General features: G+C 53.3%; 14 protein-coding genes and 1 tRNA gene. 11 read left to right on the forward strand and 4 right to left on the reverse strand.

The genetic code is table 11. The features are described from left to right. Positions 1 to 2: 2 nt before the first annotated feature. Positions 3 to 992: a Bug family tripartite tricarboxylate transporter substrate binding protein gene (locus tag EV681_RS18305; RefSeq protein ID WP_130304807.1), complete on the reverse strand. Its 990-nt coding sequence runs from the start codon at positions 990 to 992 to the stop codon at positions 3 to 5. A 164-nt stretch (positions 993 to 1,156) separates the two neighbouring features. Between EV681_RS18305 and EV681_RS18310 the strand changes: the two genes are divergently transcribed. After that, the gene (locus tag EV681_RS18310) at positions 1,157 to 2,080 is read left to right on the forward strand and encodes a LysR substrate-binding domain-containing protein (RefSeq protein ID WP_242612319.1); all 924 of its coding nucleotides are present in this window, start codon (positions 1,157 to 1,159) and stop codon (positions 2,078 to 2,080) included. A gap of 506 nt (positions 2,081 to 2,586) precedes the next feature. Here EV681_RS18310 and EV681_RS18315 read toward each other — a convergent pair. Beyond that, positions 2,587 to 2,663, reverse strand: a tRNA-Met gene (locus tag EV681_RS18315). 70 nt (positions 2,664 to 2,733) lie between these two features. Between EV681_RS18315 and scpB the strand changes: the two genes are divergently transcribed. The 8 genes from scpB (at position 2,734) to typA (ending at position 14,209) form a co-directional block, all read left to right on the forward strand. Continuing rightward, on the forward strand, positions 2,734 to 3,903 hold the full coding sequence (scpB, locus tag EV681_RS18320; RefSeq protein WP_130304808.1) for an SMC-Scp complex subunit ScpB: 1,170 nt from the start codon (positions 2,734 to 2,736) through the stop codon (positions 3,901 to 3,903). A 21-nt stretch (positions 3,904 to 3,924) separates the two neighbouring features. After that, positions 3,925 to 5,595: a 23S rRNA pseudouridine(2605) synthase RluB gene (gene rluB, locus EV681_RS18325; RefSeq protein WP_341273448.1), complete on the forward strand. Its 1,671-nt coding sequence runs from the start codon at positions 3,925 to 3,927 to the stop codon at positions 5,593 to 5,595. Positions 5,596 to 6,131: 536 nt separating this feature from the next. Beyond that, positions 6,132 to 6,620 (forward strand): ribosome maturation factor RimP, encoded by a 489-nt coding sequence (rimP, locus tag EV681_RS18330; RefSeq protein WP_128394699.1) that lies wholly within the window; start codon positions 6,132 to 6,134, stop codon positions 6,618 to 6,620. Further along, positions 6,617 to 8,101: a transcription termination factor NusA gene (gene nusA, locus EV681_RS18335; RefSeq protein ID WP_130304809.1), complete on the forward strand. Its 1,485-nt coding sequence runs from the start codon at positions 6,617 to 6,619 to the stop codon at positions 8,099 to 8,101. The genes rimP and nusA overlap by 4 nt, the downstream gene beginning before the upstream one ends. A 167-nt stretch (positions 8,102 to 8,268) precedes the next feature. After that, the gene (gene infB / locus EV681_RS18340; protein ID WP_128394697.1) at positions 8,269 to 11,202 is read left to right on the forward strand and encodes a translation initiation factor IF-2; all 2,934 of its coding nucleotides are present in this window, start codon (positions 8,269 to 8,271) and stop codon (positions 11,200 to 11,202) included. Positions 11,203 to 11,208: 6 nt separating this feature from the next. Then, entirely contained in the window at positions 11,209 to 11,619 is a 411-nt protein-coding gene (rbfA, locus tag EV681_RS18345; RefSeq protein ID WP_128394696.1) for a 30S ribosome-binding factor RbfA, read from the forward strand. Positions 11,620 to 11,633: 14 nt separating this feature from the next. Next, entirely contained in the window at positions 11,634 to 12,392 is a 759-nt protein-coding gene (gene truB, locus EV681_RS18350; RefSeq protein ID WP_128394695.1) for a tRNA pseudouridine(55) synthase TruB, read from the forward strand. Further along, on the forward strand, positions 12,389 to 14,209 hold the full coding sequence (gene typA / locus EV681_RS18355; protein WP_128394694.1) for a translational GTPase TypA: 1,821 nt from the start codon (positions 12,389 to 12,391) through the stop codon (positions 14,207 to 14,209). The genes truB and typA overlap by 4 nt, the downstream gene beginning before the upstream one ends. Before the next feature lie 429 nt (positions 14,210 to 14,638). On the opposite strand, the gene EV681_RS18360 is transcribed toward typA, so the two are convergent. Then, on the reverse strand, positions 14,639 to 14,842 hold the full coding sequence (locus tag EV681_RS18360; RefSeq protein WP_130304810.1) for a hypothetical protein: 204 nt from the start codon (positions 14,840 to 14,842) through the stop codon (positions 14,639 to 14,641). 334 nt (positions 14,843 to 15,176) lie between these two features. On the opposite strand from EV681_RS18360, the gene EV681_RS18365 reads away from it, so the two are divergent. Together EV681_RS18365 and EV681_RS18370 are read left to right on the forward strand one after the other, a co-directional pair. After that, the gene (locus EV681_RS18365) at positions 15,177 to 16,073 is read left to right on the forward strand and encodes a polyphosphate kinase 2 family protein (RefSeq protein WP_130304811.1); all 897 of its coding nucleotides are present in this window, start codon (positions 15,177 to 15,179) and stop codon (positions 16,071 to 16,073) included. A gap of 238 nt (positions 16,074 to 16,311) precedes the next feature. Further along, positions 16,312 to 17,949: a lactate permease LctP family transporter gene (locus EV681_RS18370; RefSeq protein WP_130304812.1), complete on the forward strand. Its 1,638-nt coding sequence runs from the start codon at positions 16,312 to 16,314 to the stop codon at positions 17,947 to 17,949. A 611-nt stretch (positions 17,950 to 18,560) separates the two neighbouring features. Here EV681_RS18370 and EV681_RS18375 read toward each other — a convergent pair. After that, entirely contained in the window at positions 18,561 to 19,634 is a 1,074-nt protein-coding gene (locus EV681_RS18375) for an ABC transporter ATP-binding protein (protein ID WP_130304813.1), read from the reverse strand. Positions 19,635 to 19,646 lie beyond the last annotated feature (12 nt).

Genomic DNA, 19,646 nt, shown 5'->3' on the forward strand with positions numbered 1-19,646 from the left:
GTTCACTTCCCGCCCAGTTCTGCAACTTTTCCGACCGCTCGATAGCGCTCCACTGCTTGTTGAATCTGAAGCTGAAATTCTTCGGGTGTATTCGGAATGAGTGTGGCGCCTGCATCTTTCATTTTACTGATGAAGTCCGGATTTTTCATTGCCACATGAACGGCTGAATTAAGTGTCTGGACCACGTCTGGTGGGGTTCCCGCTGGCGCCACGATACCGAACCAGCCGCCGGTGCCCATTTGAGGCAAACCTATCTCGCTGTATACAGGGACATCAGGCAGCACTGGCGATCTTTTGTCGGACAATAATGCGAGGGCGCGGAGTCGGCCAGTCTTGATGTGAGTAAGCGCGGAGGGAAGATTATCGGTGATGGCGTCAACCTGTCCGCCCAACGCGTCGTTCATTGCCTGCCCAGATCCTTTATAGGGAACATGGAGCAGTTTGATACCGGCGAGAGAAGCAAAATGCTCGATGTTGGCATTTCCCAGTGACCCTACACCGGGCGATGCGTAAGTGATTGTGCCTGGCTTGGCTTTGGCCAACGCGATAAATTCCTGAATGGTTTTCACTTTCAGGTTCCGGTTTACTGCCAGCACACTAGGTACGGTTGCAACATTGGTAATCGGGGAAAAATCCTTGATGGGATCGTATTTGAGGCGATCTCCGTATGCGACCGTGTTCGAACCGTGGGTACTCATTGTGGCCATGCCCAGGGTATAGCCGTCGGCTTTTGCTCTTGCTACCGTTTCCATGCCCAGTGAACCACCTGCGCCTGCCCGGTTCTCCACAACGATGGTTTGACCGAGTTCGTGGCTTGCATACTCGGCGATGAGTCTGGCGGAAAGATCTGTTGAGCCGCTAGGTGAGAAAGGGACGATCAGCCTGATCGGGTGGTCTGGAAACCTGGCCTGTGCAGCCGTACTCACGGCAGTCGCCGAAACAGATAGGATCACTGCGGCGTATGCGACGATTTTTTGTTTCTTGATTGTCATGTCTTTATCCATGGATATCAAAGTTGATTGAATGCCAGCTTAGTGTCCGGTTTCTCCCTCAGTGGTGTCAAACGACAATCTGGTATCGTAGTATGACTGTTTGTCATACAATCGAAACAGCGGACCATTCTGAGGGCTTTAAAATGCGCATGCACTCACCATCCATGTCTGAGCTACACGCATTCGCGGCAGTGGTGCGTCTGGGAAGTTTTTCGCGGGCCGCGCAGGAGCTTTGCGTAACCCAGGGGGCGATCAGTCGAGCCGTGTCCCGCCTTGAAACGCATTTTGGCCGGCCATTATTGCAACGTGACGCGCACCGCTTGTGGCTAACGGCCGCCGGCAATCAGCTTCTCGAAGCGGTGAAAGAACCACTGCAAATAATAGAAGCGGTGAGTGCCACCTTGCGTGAAAGTGCACTGAATGAACCGATAAGTCTGGCGGTTGTTCCCACTTTTGCCGCTGTGTGGCTTGTGCCAAAACTCAAAATGTTTCAAGATATTTACCCCCAGGTGCAGCTTCGGTTCATACCATACCGAAAAGATGAGGATTTCCGTGGCGACACCCCCCATGCTGCGATCCTTACCGGCCTAGGGCCTCAGCAGTGGCCAGGACTGGATTGCAGTTATGTTATCGGGCGAGAAGTTGTTCCCGTTTGCCATCCTGGCAGGCTGAGTCAGCGTCGCAAAGCAGGGCAGTGGTGTCGGCCCGAAGATTTAGCCAGCGAGCCTTTGCTTTTTCATACTACCGCCCCGGGGAATTGGGCCCAATGGTTACAGCAGGTGGGAGGCAAGCAAATCACGCCGAATCTCGCTCAGGGTTTCGACCAAGTGTCTATTCTTGTTCGTGCAGTAATTGCCGATATGGGTGTAGCATTAGTGCAGAAATGCCTGGTCCGACAAGAAATTGCTTCGGGCCAATTGGCTGTGCCATTTGCGCCACCAGTTATGCTGGAGCGGGGCTACTTCTTATGTGTTCCGAATAATCGCCGTATGCCACCAGGTTTTCATGCGTTCAAAACTTGGCTACTGGAAACGGCGGCAGCCGATATCAAGAGTTTGACGGACGCATTTGCCGAAAGACCCTCCTGAAGCGGGGTGGGAGCGCCGAATTTTGCTCAAAGAGTGCATTTTGGCAGCATTGCCTGCCAATCAACGTGTACCTACATAAGAATCGACTGGCACGTCTTCAGTCAGCAGAATATCGAATTGTTCGAGTTCGAGATGAAAGTACTCAAACGACATCATATCGTTCAGTTGCACTATTGAATTGTTGTTTAATCAGTGCCAATGCGGGAACGAGATAGCCATCGAAGAATAAATGATGCCCGGACGATACATCGAGGTCACGGTGCGCAATGTTGTCTGTGATACACCCTTTCTTGGAAAGACTCGGAAGTGCGCATTGGGAGTTTTTTGTTTAGACAAATGTTGATGTGCGACTAAATGAGAATTTTGCAATCAATACGCAGACTGTAAAATCAATACTGGCGGGCATCTTGGGGCAAAGGGCGTCACAAAGAAGAGGAAGGTGAGGCGTTCGGAAATGAAAATGGCCCAAGTGCTTTTTAATATGCACTTGGGCCATTTTTTAAATCTGGTTGCGGGGGCAGGATTTGAACCTACGACCTTCGGGTTATGAGCCCGACGAGCTGCCAGACTGCTCCACCCCGCGTCTGTGTAAGAAAAGAATATTAGCCCATTTTGAGTTATGATGCAAGTCTGATAATACAAAGCGACAAATCATGGACCAGAATTTATCTAGAAAAATCCTAGAAACCGCCTTGCTGTGCGCCGACGAGCCTATGAGAATAGGGGATTTGCGCAAGTTATTTACTGAATCGGACGAAATTGACAATGATGTAATTAAGCAACAGTTGCAGGTATTGCAAGACGAATGGGCAGATAAAGGTTTAGAATTATCGGAATTGGCAAGTGGTTGGCGTTTTCAAAGCCGGCCCGAGATGCAAAAGTATTTAGAACGCCTGAATCCAGAAAAGCCGCCCAAATATTCACGGGCAGTCATGGAAACTTTGGCAATTATTGCCTGGCGTCAGCCTGTCACTCGCGGAGACATAGAAGATATTCGCGGGGTCACGGTTTCATCACAAATCATCAAAACGTTAGAAGAGCGCGGCTGGATAGACGTGTTAGGACACCGTGATGCCCCTGGGCGTCCGGCGTTATTGGGCACGACAAAGCAGTTTCTCGATGATCTTGGGCTTAAGGCGCTTGATGACCTGCCTGTACTGGAAAGTGGCGAAGCTGGCATGCCGGATTTATCCGGGCTGGATATGAGTATCACGGCCTCGGAGCAGTCTGCACAAGAGCAGGTAGAATCGGAGATGGCTTCCGATGCGTCTGCGCCTGGCGAGGTAGCACCCGATGCGGCCGGCTCGGCACAGATTGATTCAACCGCGTCTAAGGCGGTGTTGGCGGATTCTGATAGCGAGGATTCTGATGACAGCGACGCTGATGGCGAGGACTCTGATGCCGAGGACTCTGATGCCGAGGGTGCTGGTGACCAGGCTTTGTCTGGCTCGGCGGATCGGTTGGCCGACGCGGTAGAGTCGACTGATGATGTAGCGGAATTGGTCAATGAAAGACCGGATGAAATCAGCGAAGTATCAGATGAAATCAAGATTGGTGCAGACGGGTTGGTTCCTGCTGCCGGCGCGCAAGCGCAGAATACCGGAAAGTCTCAAGAGCGCGTTGCCCACGGCGATGTGACCGAAGAGAGGGTTGTTGCAGACGAGACAGCAACAACCGCCCAAGAGATGCCGGCTGGGTTCAGCCCAGATTCGACATCACAAAATGAACAGCCAGACGATCATAGCGTTGATCCTGCTGATGATATTTCATCAGATCGGGAGGCGAGTGATAATCAAAACGACGATTTAAAGAATAAAACATAGTTTTTTGGAGTTACCAACATAATGAATAGTTCGGATCACGTTGATGCGGAAAATAATTCAAATGAAACGCGTTCAAACCGTTCAAACGAATACGACAATGATTCTGTCACCAGAGTAATTACCATTCAGGGCGCCGACCAGACCGGTGCTGCGCCTGAAGCAGACGCACGCCAAAAGGGCAAGGGGCGCAAGTTGCGCACGCCGTTTCGCCGTCGTCGCGCCGATGCTGTGGTGGAAAAAACGGAACAGCCGGAAGTGTCGGCTGAGGTGAGCGCTGCGCCAGCGAAGAAAGCGCAGCCGCGTCCTCGTCGTGCACCAGGAGCGAGAACGCCCGGCGGCAAGGGGCGCACGCCCCAGGCACGTCCGGAGCGCCAGGAGCAGGCGGCTAGCCCGTTTACTGCAGCCCAGGATGAGCAGGATGCCGATCAGGCGCTGGCCTATCTTGATGGCACGGCGCGTCTTGAGCAGAAACTGAACAAAATTCTCAATAGCGACGCTGTCAATCCCAAGCTGCACAAAGTGCTGGCAGATGCGGGCGTCGGTTCGCGTCGGGATATGGAAGAGCTGATTATCGCTGGCCGTGTGTCGGTCAATGGCGAGCCTGCTCATATTGGTCAGCGAGTCGGGTCACAGGACCAGGTCCGCGTTAATGGTCAGTTGGTGATGCGGCCCAATGCCAAGCGTCCGCCGCGTGTTATCCTGTACCACAAGCCTGCCGGGGAGATTGTCAGTCATGATGATCCTGAGGGCCGCGCGTCTGTATTTTCGCGTTTGCCCAAAATGCGCACCGGCAAATGGATTTCTGTGGGCAGGCTGGATCTGAATACCGAAGGGTTGCTGATTTTTACCACCTCGGGTGATTTGGCGCATCGGTTTATGCATCCCCGGTTTGGTAACGAACGTGAGTACGCGGTGCGTGTGCTCGGAGAGATGACGGACGCTCAGCGTGAAAGCCTGGTTACCGGGATTGTGCTGGAAGATGGTGCTGCATCCTTTACCAGCATGGAATTTATTGGCGGCGAAGGAAGTAACCGCTGGTTTCGGGTTACTTTGCAGGAAGGGCGTAACCGCGAAGTGCGGCGCATGTTCGAAGCGGTAGGTGTGACGGTCAGTCGTTTGATCCGCACCCGTTTCGGCGACATCGTGCTGCCTCGCAATCTGAAGCGCGGCCGCTGGGAAGAGTTGGACCCGGCGCTGGTTACTGCGTTGATGATTCAAACTGGATTGGTCAAAGAAGAAGATAGTTCAGACGGCCGTCGACCCCGCCAGCCTATTTCCCACGATAACGCCATGCCTCCGGGCTTTGAGACGCCGGTCAAAACGCGATCTCATGCGCCGGGCGCTCGTCCGGCCCATGGGCGCAACAATGGTCATGGGCGCGCCGGCGGTGCAGCGGCGCCTGGTGCTGGGGCACCCCGTCAGGGTCGTGCTGCTGCTGGTACCGGGCTGTACAATAATCGCCGTCCAGGCGGGCCTGCCGAAGGGCGTGGCGAAGGCCGCAATGGTGCAAGAGCAGCCGACAAGAGCGAGCAGCCCCGCAATGGAAAGGGCGGTGGGCGCGGTGGCAATGCCAGTGGGCGCTCTAATACCCGCCAGGCGTCATCGCGTAGTCGTGATGAATGGCAGCCCTCCGGTGCATCGGCCCATGAATCTCAATTGGGATTTATTGGTCGCAATCGTAACGGACGATAGGCGGATGCTGCGTGGTCTGCGGTGTGGCGGTTTGTTGTGAACGCTGTCGCAGACCAAATTGATGTTATGCTGAATAAATAGTAAAGTATTGATTATTCTGTTATAATTTCGGATTAACTAATTGCCTGGTTAGTGTTTTGTGCCTGTTTTTGCCTTAAGTGCTTGATAGGGTAGGGTGCTTGATAAGGTGGCTTGATGGGGTAGCTCATCAGGTTTGTCTTGAGAGCATCACAAAAAGGTGTTTTGCGCAGTGTTCACAGTGGTAGCCGCAAGGTAGATTTGCTCGGTCTTTGACCAGATGCAACACCAGAGGGGTGGCAAGGTGCTCTGTAGCGTGCCCGGTACCAAAACAATAACCAGAAACAGCTATGTATACCTTATTTTTACAGGCAAGCAGCTTTTATGGGTCTGGCCAGGTGGAAATGTCGGGTAGGCTGCCAAAAAATGGCTGCATCTGCAAATTGCTGCATCTGCGGTTTTTTTTGCGCGCATGGCTGTAATCAACAATGGGCTGGAAAAGGCCCATTTTTTATTGTATGACTGATTTATACACACTTACCGAACAGGCAATCGCCGGCCTTGGTGTTGATCTCGTTGATGTCGAACGGGCTGCACTGGGGCTGTTGCGGGTCACGATCGACCGCGAGGGCGGAATTACGATCGAAGACTGCGAACAGGTGTCGCGGCAGCTTTCGCGCGTATTCGAGGTGGAAAACATCGAATATAAACGGCTTGAAGTGGGGTCCCCGGGCGTGGACCGGCCGCTGCGTACACGTCGCGATTTTGATCGGTTCGCCGCGCAGCAGGCTCGTGTGGAAGTAAAATTACGGGAACCGCAGGACAATCGCAAGGTATTTACCGGCATTCTGCGGCATAAAGATAGTTCAGATGGTGCGCCGACAGAGACATTCTGTCTGGAATTTGACATTAAAAAGAACGAGACACAGACAATTGAGTTTGCTTTCGATGATATCGAAAAGGCAAAGCTGGATCCGGTTCTTGATTTCAAGGGTAAAAAGCGATGAGTCGCGAAATTCTTCTGCTTGTAGATGCTTTGGCACGTGAAAAAAACGTATCGCGTGAGGTCGTATTTGGTGCGCTTGAAAATGCGCTTGCCTCTGCGATGAAAAAACGTTTCAAGGACGACGCCGATATTCGTGTCGTTATTGATCGTTCAAATGGCTCGCATGAGGGTTACAGACGCTGGCTTGTGGTGCCCGATGATGCGGGCCTGCAGGAGCCGGACCGCCAGGAATTGCTGTCTGAAGCACAGGAAATCCAGCCTGGTATCCAGGAGGGCGAATATCTTGAAGAGGCGCTTGAGCCAATCGAGCTCGGTCGTATCGGGGCTCAGGCTGCCAAGCAGGCCATTATTCAGAAAATTCGCGATGCCGAAAGAGAGCAGGTGCTCAATGATTTCCTGGATCGTGGCGAGACCATTATTTCCGGTACCATCAAGCGGCTCGACAAGGGTGATGCCATTATTGAAACGGGCAAGATTGAAGCGCGCCTGCCTCGTTCCGAAATGATTCCCAAAGAGAATCTGCGCGTCGGCGACCGGGTTCGCGCCTGGGTAGCCAAGGTTGACCGCACGGCAAGAGGACAACAGGTTCTGCTGTCCCGCACCGCACCCGAATTTATCCGCGAGCTGTTTGAAAACGAAGTTCCCGAGATTGAACAGGGTTTGCTGGAAATCAAGGCAGCGGCCCGTGACCCCGGACTTCGCGCTAAAATTGCAGTTGTGGCCTATGACAAGCGTATTGATCCCATCGGTACATGCGTTGGCATGCGCGGCTCGCGCGTTACCGCCGTTCGTAACGAACTGGGCGGAGAGCAGGTCGATATCGTATTGTGGGCTGACGAACCGGCCGAGTTCGTGATTGGCGCATTGGCGCCGGCCGCTGTCGAATCCATTGTTGTGGACGAAGACAAGCATGCCATGGACGTTGTTGTCGACGCTGAAAATCTGCCAAAAGCGATTGGTTCGCGTGGTCAGAACGTGCGTCTGGCTTCTGATCTGACCGGTTGGCAGATCAATATCATGACTCCGGAAGAAAATCAGAACCGCCAGCAGGAAGAACGCACAGGCCAGCGCGCCATGTTTATGGAGCGCCTGGATGTCGATGAGCAGGTGGCTGATATTCTGATTGACGAAGGCTTTACCGGACTGGAAGAGGTGGCTTATGTCCCTATTCAGGAATTGCTGGAAATAGATGGTTTCGATGAAGAAACCGTCAACGAATTGCGCAACCGCGCACGTACTGCCCTGCTGACCGAGGCCATTGCCCAGGAAGAGCGGGTTGAAACAGCGCAGGATTTGCTGGATCTTGAAGGCATGACCCCGGAACTGGTTACCACTTTGGGTGACGCCGGCGTGGCAACGCTTGATGATCTGGCCGAACTTGCGACCGACGAACTGGCTGAAATCACGGGTATGACAGATGAACAGGCCAGCGAAATTATCATGCGCGCCCGGGCGCACTGGTTTGATGACGAAGAAAAGTGATTGCGGGGTAGCCCTGTTGAGTGTGTGTCGTGCCATGGTTGGCCACCGTGCAGGCGATGCACACTACACCAGCAGCCTTGTCGATCCAGCCCTGAATAACGAAGTTCACACTTTGCTCAGTGGCCATCAGCCAGTTATTGAAACGTTGTAAGGGAAGAGAGAACTTAATGCCCAGTAATACCGTAAACCAGTTTGCCGTCGAACTCAAAATGCCAGCGAATGTGTTGCTTGAACAGCTTCGCTCGGCTGGCGTGAATCTGAAATCGGTGGAAGATGTCGTGACCGAAAGCGACAAAGCGAAACTTCTGGACTCGCTGCGTCGTGCGCATGGTGCAAAAGATGGAAAAAAAATCACCGTTACACGTCGCGAAACATCAGAAATCCGTCAGGCGGATGGCTCCGGCCGTTCGCGGACTATTCAGGTCGAAGTGCGCAAAAAACGCGTCTTCGTAAAACGGGATGTCACTGAGGCCAAGCCAGATACAGCCGAGGCGCCTGAAACCAACGAAGCTGTCGGTACTGAGCAGGTTGCTGCACCGGCTGTTGCCGATGCCCACGTAGCGACTGCTGCGCCGGTCGAAGCGAAAGCGTCGCCAGCGGCTGAGTCCGTAGCGGCCAGCGAACAGGCGGCAACACAGCCCGAGCCAGCCCAGCCATCCGCAGGCGAAAAAGCCCAGCCATCGCAAGAAGCGCAACCGGCGCCAGTTGAGCCGACCGCACCGGCGGCTGCCGAGCAAACTGCTGCGGCGCCGGCACAGGCTGCTGAACCAGAATCGGTCCCAAGCACAGCTACGTCAGCAGATACTGCAGCGACACCCGTGCCGGCTGCCAGTGCACCGGCAACTGCCGAGGCGCGCAACACAGACACCAAGGATCAGGCCAAGCCTGAAACGGCTCGTAGCGAGCAGGCCAAACCGCGTCAGCCAGACGCATCACGTGTGCCAACGAGCGCCCGTAAACCTGTGCCAGTGCGTAGCGAAGCTGCCGATGCCCGTCGCGACGAAGCGCGTCGCCAGGCTGAAGCCGAGGCTGCCGCCCTGCGCGACATGTTGAACAAGCCGCGGAAAGTGCTGCGCGCCACGCCTGTCGCCGAAGGGGCAGAAGCCACTAAAAAGGCCGGGAAAAAGGATGTCAAAACCCTTGCTGCTCCTGGCGCGCACAAACCTGCCGAAACAGATAAAAAATGGTCTGACGAACAGTCCCGAGGGAAAAAAGCCGTTGCTGAAAAACGAACTGGCCCCGCAGGCAAGGAAGACGGCTGGCGCTCTTCTGGTGGCCGTGGTGGATCACGCGGGCGCAATAAGCATCAGCACGCTCAGGTCAATCAGCCGTCCACACCCGAATTTATTGCCCGTGAAGTTCATGTGCCCGAGACAATTACAGTGGCCGATCTGGCTCACAAGATGTCTGTCAAGGCCGCCGAAGTGATCAAGGAACTCATGAAACTGGGCCAGATGGTTACCATCAATCAGGTCCTGGATCAGGAAACCGCCATGATCGTGGTTGAAGAGCTGGGGCATAATGCGATTGCCGCCAAGCTTGACGATCCTGAAGCGTTCCTGGATATCGGTGATACCGGTGCAGATGCAGAGTTGCTGCCACGAGCACCGGTAGTGACGGTTATGGGTCACGTTGACCATGGTAAAACCTCACTGCTCGATTACATTCGCCGTGCCAAAGTGGCCTCGGGCGAAGCCGGTGGCATTACGCAACATATTGGCGCCTATCACGTTCAGACCGAAGGCGGCATGGTGACGTTCCTGGATACCCCGGGTCACGAGGCGTTTACCGCCATGCGTGCTCGTGGCGCCAAGGCCACCGACATTGTCATTCTCGTGGTGGCCGCCGATGACGGCGTGATGCCACAAACCAAAGAGGCCATCCATCACGCGAAAGCGGCTGGTGTGCCCATGGTTGTTGCTGTCAACAAGATCGACAAACCTGACGCCAATCCGGAACGCGTCAAGCAGGAACTGGTTACTGAAGAAGTGGTTCCCGAGGAATATGGCGGTGACGTTCCCTTTGTGTCGGTTTCGGCAAAGACAGGGAAGGGCATCGACGAATTGCTGGAAAACGTGCTGCTTCAGGCTGAAATTCTTGAACTGAAAGCGCCGGTAGATGCGCCAGCCAAAGGTATCGTGATCGAAGCGCGCCTTGACAAGGGTCGTGGCCCGGTTGCCACCATTCTGGTTCAAAGCGGTACGCTCAATCGTGGCGATGCATTGCTGGCCGGCGCAAGCTTTGGTCGCGTGCGTGCCATGCTTGACGAGAACGGCAAACCTATTACCAAAGCCGGTCCTGCCATTCCTGTTGAAATCCAGGGTCTGACCGAAGTGCCTCAGGCAGGTGACGAGGTGCTGGTGCTGGTCGACGAGCGCAAGGCGCGCGAGATCGCGCTGTTCCGTCAAGGCAAGTTCCGCGACGTCAAACTGGCCAGACAGCAGGCAGCAAAACTGGAGTCCATGTTCGACAACCTTGGCGAAGGTATGCAGACATTGTCGCTGATCGTCAAAACCGACGTTCAAGGCTCCCAGGAAGCGCTGGTGCAGTCTCTGACCAAACTGTCAACCGACGAAGTGCGTGTCCAGGTTGTGCATGCCGCCGTTGGTGGCATTTCCGAGAGCGACATCAACCTGGCTATTGCGTCCAATGCTGTGGTGATCGGGTTCAATGTCCGGGCAGACCAGAGCACCAAAAAGCTGGCCGAGGCCAACGATATTGATGTTCGCTACTACAACATCATTTACGATGCGGTCGACGACGTTCGCAATGCCATGTCCGGCATGCTGGCGCCGGAAGAGCGCGAAGAAGTGATCGGTATGGTTGAAATTCGTGAAGTCTACAGTATTTCCCGTATCGGTAAAGTGGCCGGTTGTATGGTCACCGAGGGCCTGGTCCGTCGCGATTCACAGGTACGCCTGTTGCGCAACAACGTTGTTCACTGGACAGGTTCGCTCGAATCACTTAAACGCTTCAAGGATGACGTCAAGGAAGTCAAGTCCGGCTTCGATTGCGGTATCACTCTGCGCAACAATTCGGATATCGAAGTTGGCGACCAGCTTGAAATTTTTGAAATCAAAGAAATTGCCCGCTCACTGTAAATTATTATGAACCGTCATAAATCCTCCGGCGCAAACCGGAACGTCCGTCTGGCCGAGCAGATTCAGAAAGATCTGGCAGTGCTGATTCAGCGCGAGCTCGATATGTCACGCTCGGGTCTGATTACGCTGACCGGTGTGGATTTGTCGGCCGATTACGCGCATGCCAAAGTATGGTTTACCGTACTTGGCGCAGAACCGGAAGCGGCTACTGCTCTGCTTAACGAGAAAGCGGGCTGGCTGCATTCCCTGTTGTTCAAGATGTTGCATATCCATACTGTGCCTACGCTGCGGTTTTTTCATGATGATCAGCTGGCGCGCGGTATTGAAATGACACAACTGATCGACCGCGCCAACCGGCCGGAAGACTATCCGGAAAGCGTCGATCCGCTACCGGACACCAAAGACGATCGCAAGTAACATCAGGGCAGGCGATGGGAAGAAAACGCGGGCAGGACATCGACGGCGTCCTTTTGCTGGACAAGCAGTTCGGATATTCCAGCAACCAGTCGCTGCAACGCGTGCGTCGCATGCTGGATGCGAAAAAAGGGGGCCATACCGGTACGCTGGACCCATTTGCGACCGGTTTGCTGGTTTGCTGTTTTGGCAAGGCAACAAAAATTTGCGGGACCATGCTGGATGCTGACAAGTCCTACATTGCAACATTGCAGTTTGGCGCGGAAACCGATTCAGGTGATTTGACCGGCACTGTTGTACAACAGGCACAACTGACAGCCGAATCGGTGACTCGTGAAAAAATCGACATGGTATTGCCACAGTTTCGCGGTTCAATACTACAGATTCCGCCCATGCATTCGGCGCTCAAGCGTGACGGGCGCCCGCTTTATGAATATGCCCGTCAGGGAATAGTACTGGAAAGAGAGCCGCGCGCGGTGGTGATCCACGACCTGCAGGTGCAGGCCCTGGACGAAACGTCGATGGTGCTGGCTGTCGATTGCAGCAAGGGTACGTATATCAGGACACTGGCTCAGGATATCGGTCGGGCACTGGGCTGTTTTGCTCACTTGACCGCTTTGCGCAGGACGCGTGTCGGCCCTTTCGATCTGACCGACGCCACGACGATAGACCAGCTCGAACAGATGGAAAACAGGCTGACACCCCTGATACCGCTAAATGAAATACCGGACGGCCTGCTGCCGTCCAATATACGACAAAAGGAAGATACATTATGAGCCGAGCGCTCCGTAACGTTGCGATTATTGCACACGTTGACCATGGGAAAACAACGCTGGTCGATCAGCTTTTACGTCAGTCCGGTACGTTCCGTGACAACCAGGCGATGGTTGAGCGTGTCATGGACTCGAACGATATTGAAAAAGAACGTGGTATCACGATTCTGTCCAAAAACTGTGCCGTGGAATATGAAGGGACACACATCAATATTATTGACACCCCGGGACACGCCGACTTCGGCGGCGAAGTAGAACGGGTACTGTCCATGGTCGATGGCGTGTTGCTGCTGGTAGACGCGGTCGAAGGCCCGATGCCGCAGACGCGTTTTGTGACCAAAAAAGCACTGGCCCTGGGCTTAAAGCCTATTGTGGTTGTCAACAAGATTGACCGTCCTGGCGCACGTCCCGATTTTGCCATCGACACCACCTTTGATCTGTTTGACAAGCTTGGTGCGACAGAAGAACAGCTTGATTTCCCGATCGTGTATGCCTCTGGGCTTACCGGTTACGCCGGTCTGACCGATGATGTTCGTGAAGGCGATATGCGTCCATTGTTTGACGCGATTCTCCAATACGTGCCTCAGCGGAATGACGACAAGGAAGCACCCCTGCAATTGCAGATCATTTCGCTGGACTACAACAGCTACGTCGGCAAGATCGGCGTTGGCCGTATCAACCGTGGTCGGATTCGTCCGGGCCAGGAAGTGATGGTCTGTTTTGGTGAAGACGGTGAGCAAACCAAGGGCCGCGTCAACCAGGTATTGAAATTCAAGGGCCTGGAGCGCGAGCAGGTTGACACCGCTGACGCCGGCGACATCGTTCTGATCAACGGTATCGAAGAAATCGGTATTGGTTGCACCCTGTGCGACCCCAATCAGCCTGAGCCATTGCCCATGCTCAAGATTGATGAACCGACCCTGAACATGAATTTCATGGTCAACACATCGCCGCTGGCAGGCCGCGAAGGCAAATTCGTGACCAGCCGCCAAATTCGCGATCGCCTGAACCTTGAGCTTAAATCCAATGTGGCGCTGCGTGTACGAGACACCGGAGACGATACCGTCTTTGAAGTATCGGGTCGCGGCGAGTTGCATCTGACGATTCTGATTGAAAACATGCGGCGTGAAGGCTTTGAACTGGCAGTGTCGCGGCCGCGCGTGGTTTACAAGGAAATTGATGGCGTTCGTCACGAACCGATGGAGCTGCTGACGGTTGACCTGGAAGATGATCACCAGGGTGGCGTGATGGAAGAGCTGGGTCGTCGCAAGGGCGAACTGCTGGACATGCAATCGGACGGTCGTGGTCGCACCCGTATGGAATATCGCATTCCTGCGCGTGGTTTGATCGGCTTCCAGAGCGAATTTCTGTCCATGACCCGAGGTACGGGTCTGATGAGCCATATTTTCGACGACTACGCGCCTGTGCGTGAAGGCAGTATCGGCGAGCGTCGCAACGGTGTACTGATTAGCCAGGATAATGGCGACGCGGTTGCCTACGCCCTGTGGAAATTGCAGGACCGTGGCCGCATGTTTGTGTCGCCGGGTGAAGCCCTGTACGAAGGCATGATCATTGGTATTCACAGTCGTGATAATGATCTGGTGGTTAACCCAATCAAGGGTAAACAGCTGACCAACGTGCGCGCGTCGGGTACTGATGAGGCCGTGCGCCTGGTTCCGCCAATCAAGCTGAACCTGGAATATGCGGTGGAATTCATTGACGAAGATGAGCTGGTGGAAGTCACGCCAAAAAATATCCGTCTGCGCAAGCGTCACCTGCTGGAGCACGAACGCAAACGTGCCTCACGTGGCGTTGCTTGATAGCGTTACCGAAAGGTCATAACGCTTTTATAAGCGTCTGACCCTGCTGATAAGTAGAAAGCCGTGCCCGGTCTAACCGGTGCACGGTTTTTTTTCGATATGGGCATAGTAGCGGTCGTTACATTGATCGAGCTGGCGCCTGCTCAGTTTCCGGGCCAAGCACATGCGAGCTGGCTCATGAAAAGACCATCGGAACCGGTCAGACAGGGGCCAGGAGAACCTGGGTTGGCGTCCATGGACTGACTATGGATCTTTGCACATCATAAGCCATTAGTCGATAAGCGAGCCCTCTGATCCTGTCATCGTGCTTGAGCCGTCGCTTGCGGTAGTAAAAATAGATTCTGTCGTTATGCACAGACCGTTATCGTAGCCTGGGTTTGAAGCGATGGCCGCAGTATCGTAGAGCCAATATCAGTAGGGCAGGATTGATTACTGCCATTGATAAATAATGAATCCCGCCAATAATACACCTGCGATAACGATCCAGCGCATCATGAGCGAGCCGTTTTGCCTGATCCACACAAAGCCGGCTCCAATGCTGCGGGACCAAACCCGGTTCAGGGCCGGACTGAAAAATCGTCCAATCCACCAGAGGATGATAACGATCAAAAGCAGCTTGATTACGGTCGCCATAGTTATTCAATACTTAATCACACGTTGACCACATGTTACCCACAACTTTATCCTTGTGTGGACAGAAGTCCCGCTTATCAACAGAATATGTTGAGAATGATGTGGATAGGATTTTAATAATTCTGTAAAACATTCACAAGTGTATGATATTGAAAGTCTTTTCGATTTCTGATCACTATTTGATCAATAGCACTTATACACATGGCAAGTACAGTGCCGGCGCCAGCGATTCTTGCTCAACGGCATGAACGCAGCAGGACTTCAGCGATGTTACAGTAGAATCAGATTTCACCTAATTAGCTTGTATACCTGCCTAATCTTCAAGGAGCATTTGATGGCTGAACTGCCCGAAGCCGGTTTCTCTGATCAATTTCGCATTACCAATGGAAAAAAATTCAGTCTCAAAAAATGCAGTACAGATCCGGACGTGGAGCCAGACAAAAAAACGGCCCAAAAGAGATTGCAGGAATATGTGGCAGGCATAGCCGATTTACAGAATGTTCTTTACGCCGATAATCGCTGGTCATTGCTATTGATTTTTCAGGCCATGGACGCGGCAGGAAAGGATTCGACAATCAAGAACCTGCTGTCCGGTGTTAACCCGCAGGGTTGTGAAGTATATTCGTTCAAGCGCCCCTCGGACGAGGAGCTGGGGCATGATTTTCTGTGGCGCACCAGCAAATGCCTGCCCCAGCGTGGCAATATCGGCGTGTTCAATCGTTCCTATTATGAGGAAACGCTGGTGGTGCGCGTTCATCCCACCATTCTTGATGGCCAGCATTTGCCCAAAGCCTGCCTGACAGAAAATATCTGGGACGAACGATTTGAAGATATTCGTGATTTTGAAAAGCACATGGACCGCAATGGCACCAAGGTTCTGAAATTTTTCCTGCATATTTCCCTGGAAGAGCAGAAGAAGCGTTTTCTGGAGCGGCTGGATAACCCGGCAAAAAACTGGAAATTTGAAAGCGCAGATCTGGAGGAACGCAAGTTCTGGAACGAATATATGCATGCTTACGAGGAAACCATCAAAAATACGGCAAGCGAAGCCGGGCCATGGTATGTGATTCCTGGCAACGACAAACCTTATGCACGTCTTGCCGTTGCCGACGCCGTGCTGCAGACATTGCAATCGCTGGATTTGAGTTATCCCACACTGGAAAAGGAAGAGCAGAAAAACCTGGCGGGCTATAAAACACAACTGGAGCTCGAATCCAAAAAAACAGCGTAAATGAGCGCTTGTTTGGTGAACGGGTGAGGTTAGGACGGAGCAGTCCCGTCCGCTTTTTATTCAGGCCAGAGTAAGTATTTTGTTATCACAAATGTGATATAAATTCCCGCGTGGCATGAACCGATTCACTGAGCGCCAGCAGGCATAGGGGTTCAAGGGCTGGTAGGGAATACCCGGTTGCTGCACGGCAGCGAAAAGCTGAAGATATGACCCGGTTGTATCTCAGGAGTTTCATACCATGTGGTTACAGAATTACACAGCTGTGGGCGGTAGCCTTGCCTATACCGCCTTGCTGGCCGTTTTACCTATTGTTTTCTTTTTTCTCGCGCTTACCGTTCTAAAACTCAAAGGGCATGTCGCCGGATTGCTGACCCTGCTGATCGCCATTCTTGTGGCGATTTTTGCTTATCGGATGCCGGCAGAACTGGCCATCACATCGGCTGTCTATGGCTTTGCCTATGGGGTATGGCCGATTTCATGGATTATTATCACGGCTGTGTTTCTGTACAAGATTACGGTCAAAACAGGTCAATTTGAAATTATCCGGGCGTCTGTCACGTCGCTGACCGCTGACCAGCGACTGCAAATGTTGCTCGTGGGTTTCTGCTTTGGCGCCTTTCTTGAAGGGGCTGCAGGATTTGGTGCGCCTGTGGCGATTACCGCAGCCCTGTTGGTCGGGCTGGGCTTTAATCCACTTTATGCCGCGGGCCTGTGCCTTATTGCCAATACCGCACCGGTAGCTTTCGGCGCCATGGGAATTCCGGTCATCGTAGCCGGAACTGTCTCGGGACTTGACCCCTTCCATGTCGGGCAGATTGCCGGGCGTCAATTGCCGTTTCTTTCGGTGATCGTGCCACTCTGGCTGGTTGCCATGATGGATGGTATGCGTGGTGTACGCCAGACGTGGCCGGCCGTGCTGGTTGGCGGAGTTTCATTTGCCATTACCCAGTTCCTGACCTCCAATTTCATCGGCCCTGAACTGCCCGATATTACATCTGCATTGGTGAGCCTGGTATGCCTGTCACTATTCTTGAAGGTATGGCATCCCAAGGAGATATTCACTTTCGATGGCATGCGCTCCTACGAAGCTGACAAAGCGGCATCGGGCTATTCGGCGGTGCAGATTATCCGTGCCTGGATGCCATTTGTATTTTTGACAATCTTTGTATCATTGTGGACGGTCAAAGGCATCAAAAACGTACTGAGCGTGGGCACGTTTTCGTTCCCGATTCCGATACTGCATAATGCAGTTGGCAAAGTGGCGCCGGTTGTGGTCCAGAACACACCCTACGAGGCCATGTTCAAGCTTGATCTGCTGGGGGCAACAGGCAGCGCAATTTTGCTTGCTGCAATACTGTCCGTGTTTTACCTGAAAATGAAACCGAGCGAGGCAATCAGGTTATTTGGCCAGACGCTGTATGAGTTGCGCTACCCGGTTCTGTCCATCGGTGCCGTATTGGGATTTGCATTTGTGGCCAACTACTCGGGCCTGTCAACGACGCTCGCATTGGTGCTGGCCAGCTCTGGAGCTGCATTTCCATTTTTCGCGCCATTCCTGGGTTGGTTAGGTGTTTTTCTTACCGGTTCAGATACGTCTTCCAATGCGTTGTTCGCTTCACTGCAAGCGAACACGGCGCATCAGATTGGCGTGGACCCGCATCTGCTGGTGGCCGTCAATACCACCGGTGGTGTTACCGGGAAAATGATCTCGCCACAATCGATCGCTGTCGCTAGCGCGGCAGTGGGTCTGACCGGACGTGAGTCCGAGTTGTTCCGCTTTACTGTTAAGCACAGTATCGTGTTTTGTACGTTTGTTGGGGTGCTTACGTTGTTGATGGCCTACGTATTTCCCTGGTCGCTGCATCTTTTCAAGTAATGGCTGCTGGCGGGGCGCAATTGTCCTGCCAGTCCTTACGCATGCGGGTCGCCGACAACTTTGTCGCGGTCCGTATTTTTTTATCTGGCGGGACAGGGCTGCCCTTCGCACAGCATGCTGATCGATAAAGTAATCCTAATAAAGATATAAGAATAATGACTAATTTTTATGAAATTCATACTTGATGCGCTAGCGTTGACAATGCTATATTGACCTGACTTAAACAGGGAACCGGACGTGGTCGCCCGAAGCGCAATAACGTTGATCGTGCACTGCCGCATTGTCACAGGTCGCCCGCCAGCATGCCGCCGCGTTGCCCCTGCGTTGCTCAGTAACTGTATAACGTTGAACAGGAGAAAGACTGTGTCGGATTCAAATAAATCTCAACGTATCAGAACCCGAATTGTAAATCGCTCTTTTGACTTTGAACGCGCTTCTCTGGCATTGTTCAAGCAGCTGAAATTGTCGGCGACCCAGTCGGCCAGACTGGGGCTGGCCAGCGAATGGAAAGACCCGCCGCGCGTACGCTGGTAGGCACCCATGCAACGGTGACGGTCCTGCTCACCGTTGTGGTTAAAACCGTATCCTATTGAATCACCTCTGGCAGTTTCTTAATTTAATCGTTGCCCTGTGTCGGCATCGAACAGATGAGCCTGTTCGACAATCGGCAAAATCCGGATCGGGCTGCCGATGTCCTGACAAAATCGCTCCCGTTGTGAAATAAGAATATCGCTGTTGCCCAGCCTGGCAGCGACATGGGTTTCGCTACCGGTCGGTTCAATGACGAGGACCCGGGCCTCAAGACCCGCTTGCTCTACTATGCGCAAATGTTCGGGCCTGACACCGTAAATGACTGATTGCGCCTGCCGGGCACCGGATGAGACATTTTGTATGGGCAGTTCAAATCCCTCTTCAGTCAGCACACAGGATGCATCTTCACTTATGCGCAAATTTCCACGGATCAGATTCATCGCTGGGGACCCGATAAAACCGGCAACAAATGCATTGATTGGGCGATCATATAACTGCAGTGGTGTACCGATCTGCTCGATCCGTCCGTCGCGCAATACAACGATGCGATCGGCCATGGTCATCGCTTCGACCTGATCATGGGTGACATAAATGGTGGTGGTACGCAGCTTCTGATGCAGCGCCTTGATCTCCGTACGCATTTGTATGCGCAGTTTTGCATCCAGATTGGACAATGGCTCATCAAACAGAAAGGCGGCAGGACGACGAACAATTGCCCGTCCCATGGCCACGCGCTGGCGTTGTCCGCCAGACAAGTGGCGTGGATAGCGATCCAGTTGCTGCTCCAGTCCCAGCGTTGCCGCAACCTGTGTCACCTGGGCAGATCGAGTCTGCCGGTCAACGCCTTTTATCTTAAGGGCGAATCCCAAATTGTCTCGCACGGTCAAATGAGGATAGAGTGCATAGTTCTGAAATACCATGGCTATATCACGGTCTTTGGGCGCCACGTCGTTCAGTACACGCTGACCCAGCGTGATCGTACCGGCTGACAATGATTCCAGACCGGCGATTGTACGCAACAGCGTGGATTTTCCGCAACCGGAGGGGCCCACTAACGCGACAAACTCGCCATCTTCTACGTCAAGATCGATGCCGTGCAGGATCTTGCGGTTCTCGTAGTGTTTTTCCAGATTCTGTAATTTAATAGCAGACATAATGTGTTTCCA

Source organism: Advenella incenata, from assembly GCF_004217095.1.
Taxonomy (GTDB): Bacteria; Pseudomonadota; Gammaproteobacteria; order Burkholderiales; family Burkholderiaceae_B; genus Advenella; species Advenella incenata.

Bases quoted from the DNA above. Each gene is read 5' to 3' on its own strand.
- EV681_RS18305 (WP_130304807.1), bottom strand. From the start codon at position 992: ATGACAATCAAGAAACAAAAAATCGTCGCATACGCCGCAGTGATCCTA.
- EV681_RS18310 (WP_242612319.1), top strand. From the start codon at position 1,157: ATGTCTGAGCTACACGCATTCGCGGCAGTGGTGCGTCTGGGAAGTTTT.
- scpB (WP_130304808.1), top strand. From the start codon at position 2,734: ATGGACCAGAATTTATCTAGAAAAATCCTAGAAACCGCCTTGCTGTGC.
- rluB (WP_341273448.1), top strand. From the start codon at position 3,925: ATGAATAGTTCGGATCACGTTGATGCGGAAAATAATTCAAATGAAACG.
- rimP (WP_128394699.1), top strand. From the start codon at position 6,132: ATGACTGATTTATACACACTTACCGAACAGGCAATCGCCGGCCTTGGT.
- nusA (WP_130304809.1), top strand. From the start codon at position 6,617: ATGAGTCGCGAAATTCTTCTGCTTGTAGATGCTTTGGCACGTGAAAAA.
- infB (WP_128394697.1), top strand. From the start codon at position 8,269: ATGCCCAGTAATACCGTAAACCAGTTTGCCGTCGAACTCAAAATGCCA.
- rbfA (WP_128394696.1), top strand. From the start codon at position 11,209: ATGAACCGTCATAAATCCTCCGGCGCAAACCGGAACGTCCGTCTGGCC.
- truB (WP_128394695.1), top strand. From the start codon at position 11,634: ATGGGAAGAAAACGCGGGCAGGACATCGACGGCGTCCTTTTGCTGGAC.
- typA (WP_128394694.1), top strand. From the start codon at position 12,389: ATGAGCCGAGCGCTCCGTAACGTTGCGATTATTGCACACGTTGACCAT.
- EV681_RS18360 (WP_130304810.1), bottom strand. From the start codon at position 14,842: ATGGCGACCGTAATCAAGCTGCTTTTGATCGTTATCATCCTCTGGTGG.
- EV681_RS18365 (WP_130304811.1), top strand. From the start codon at position 15,177: ATGGCTGAACTGCCCGAAGCCGGTTTCTCTGATCAATTTCGCATTACC.
- EV681_RS18370 (WP_130304812.1), top strand. From the start codon at position 16,312: ATGTGGTTACAGAATTACACAGCTGTGGGCGGTAGCCTTGCCTATACC.
- EV681_RS18375 (WP_130304813.1), bottom strand. From the start codon at position 19,634: ATGTCTGCTATTAAATTACAGAATCTGGAAAAACACTACGAGAACCGC.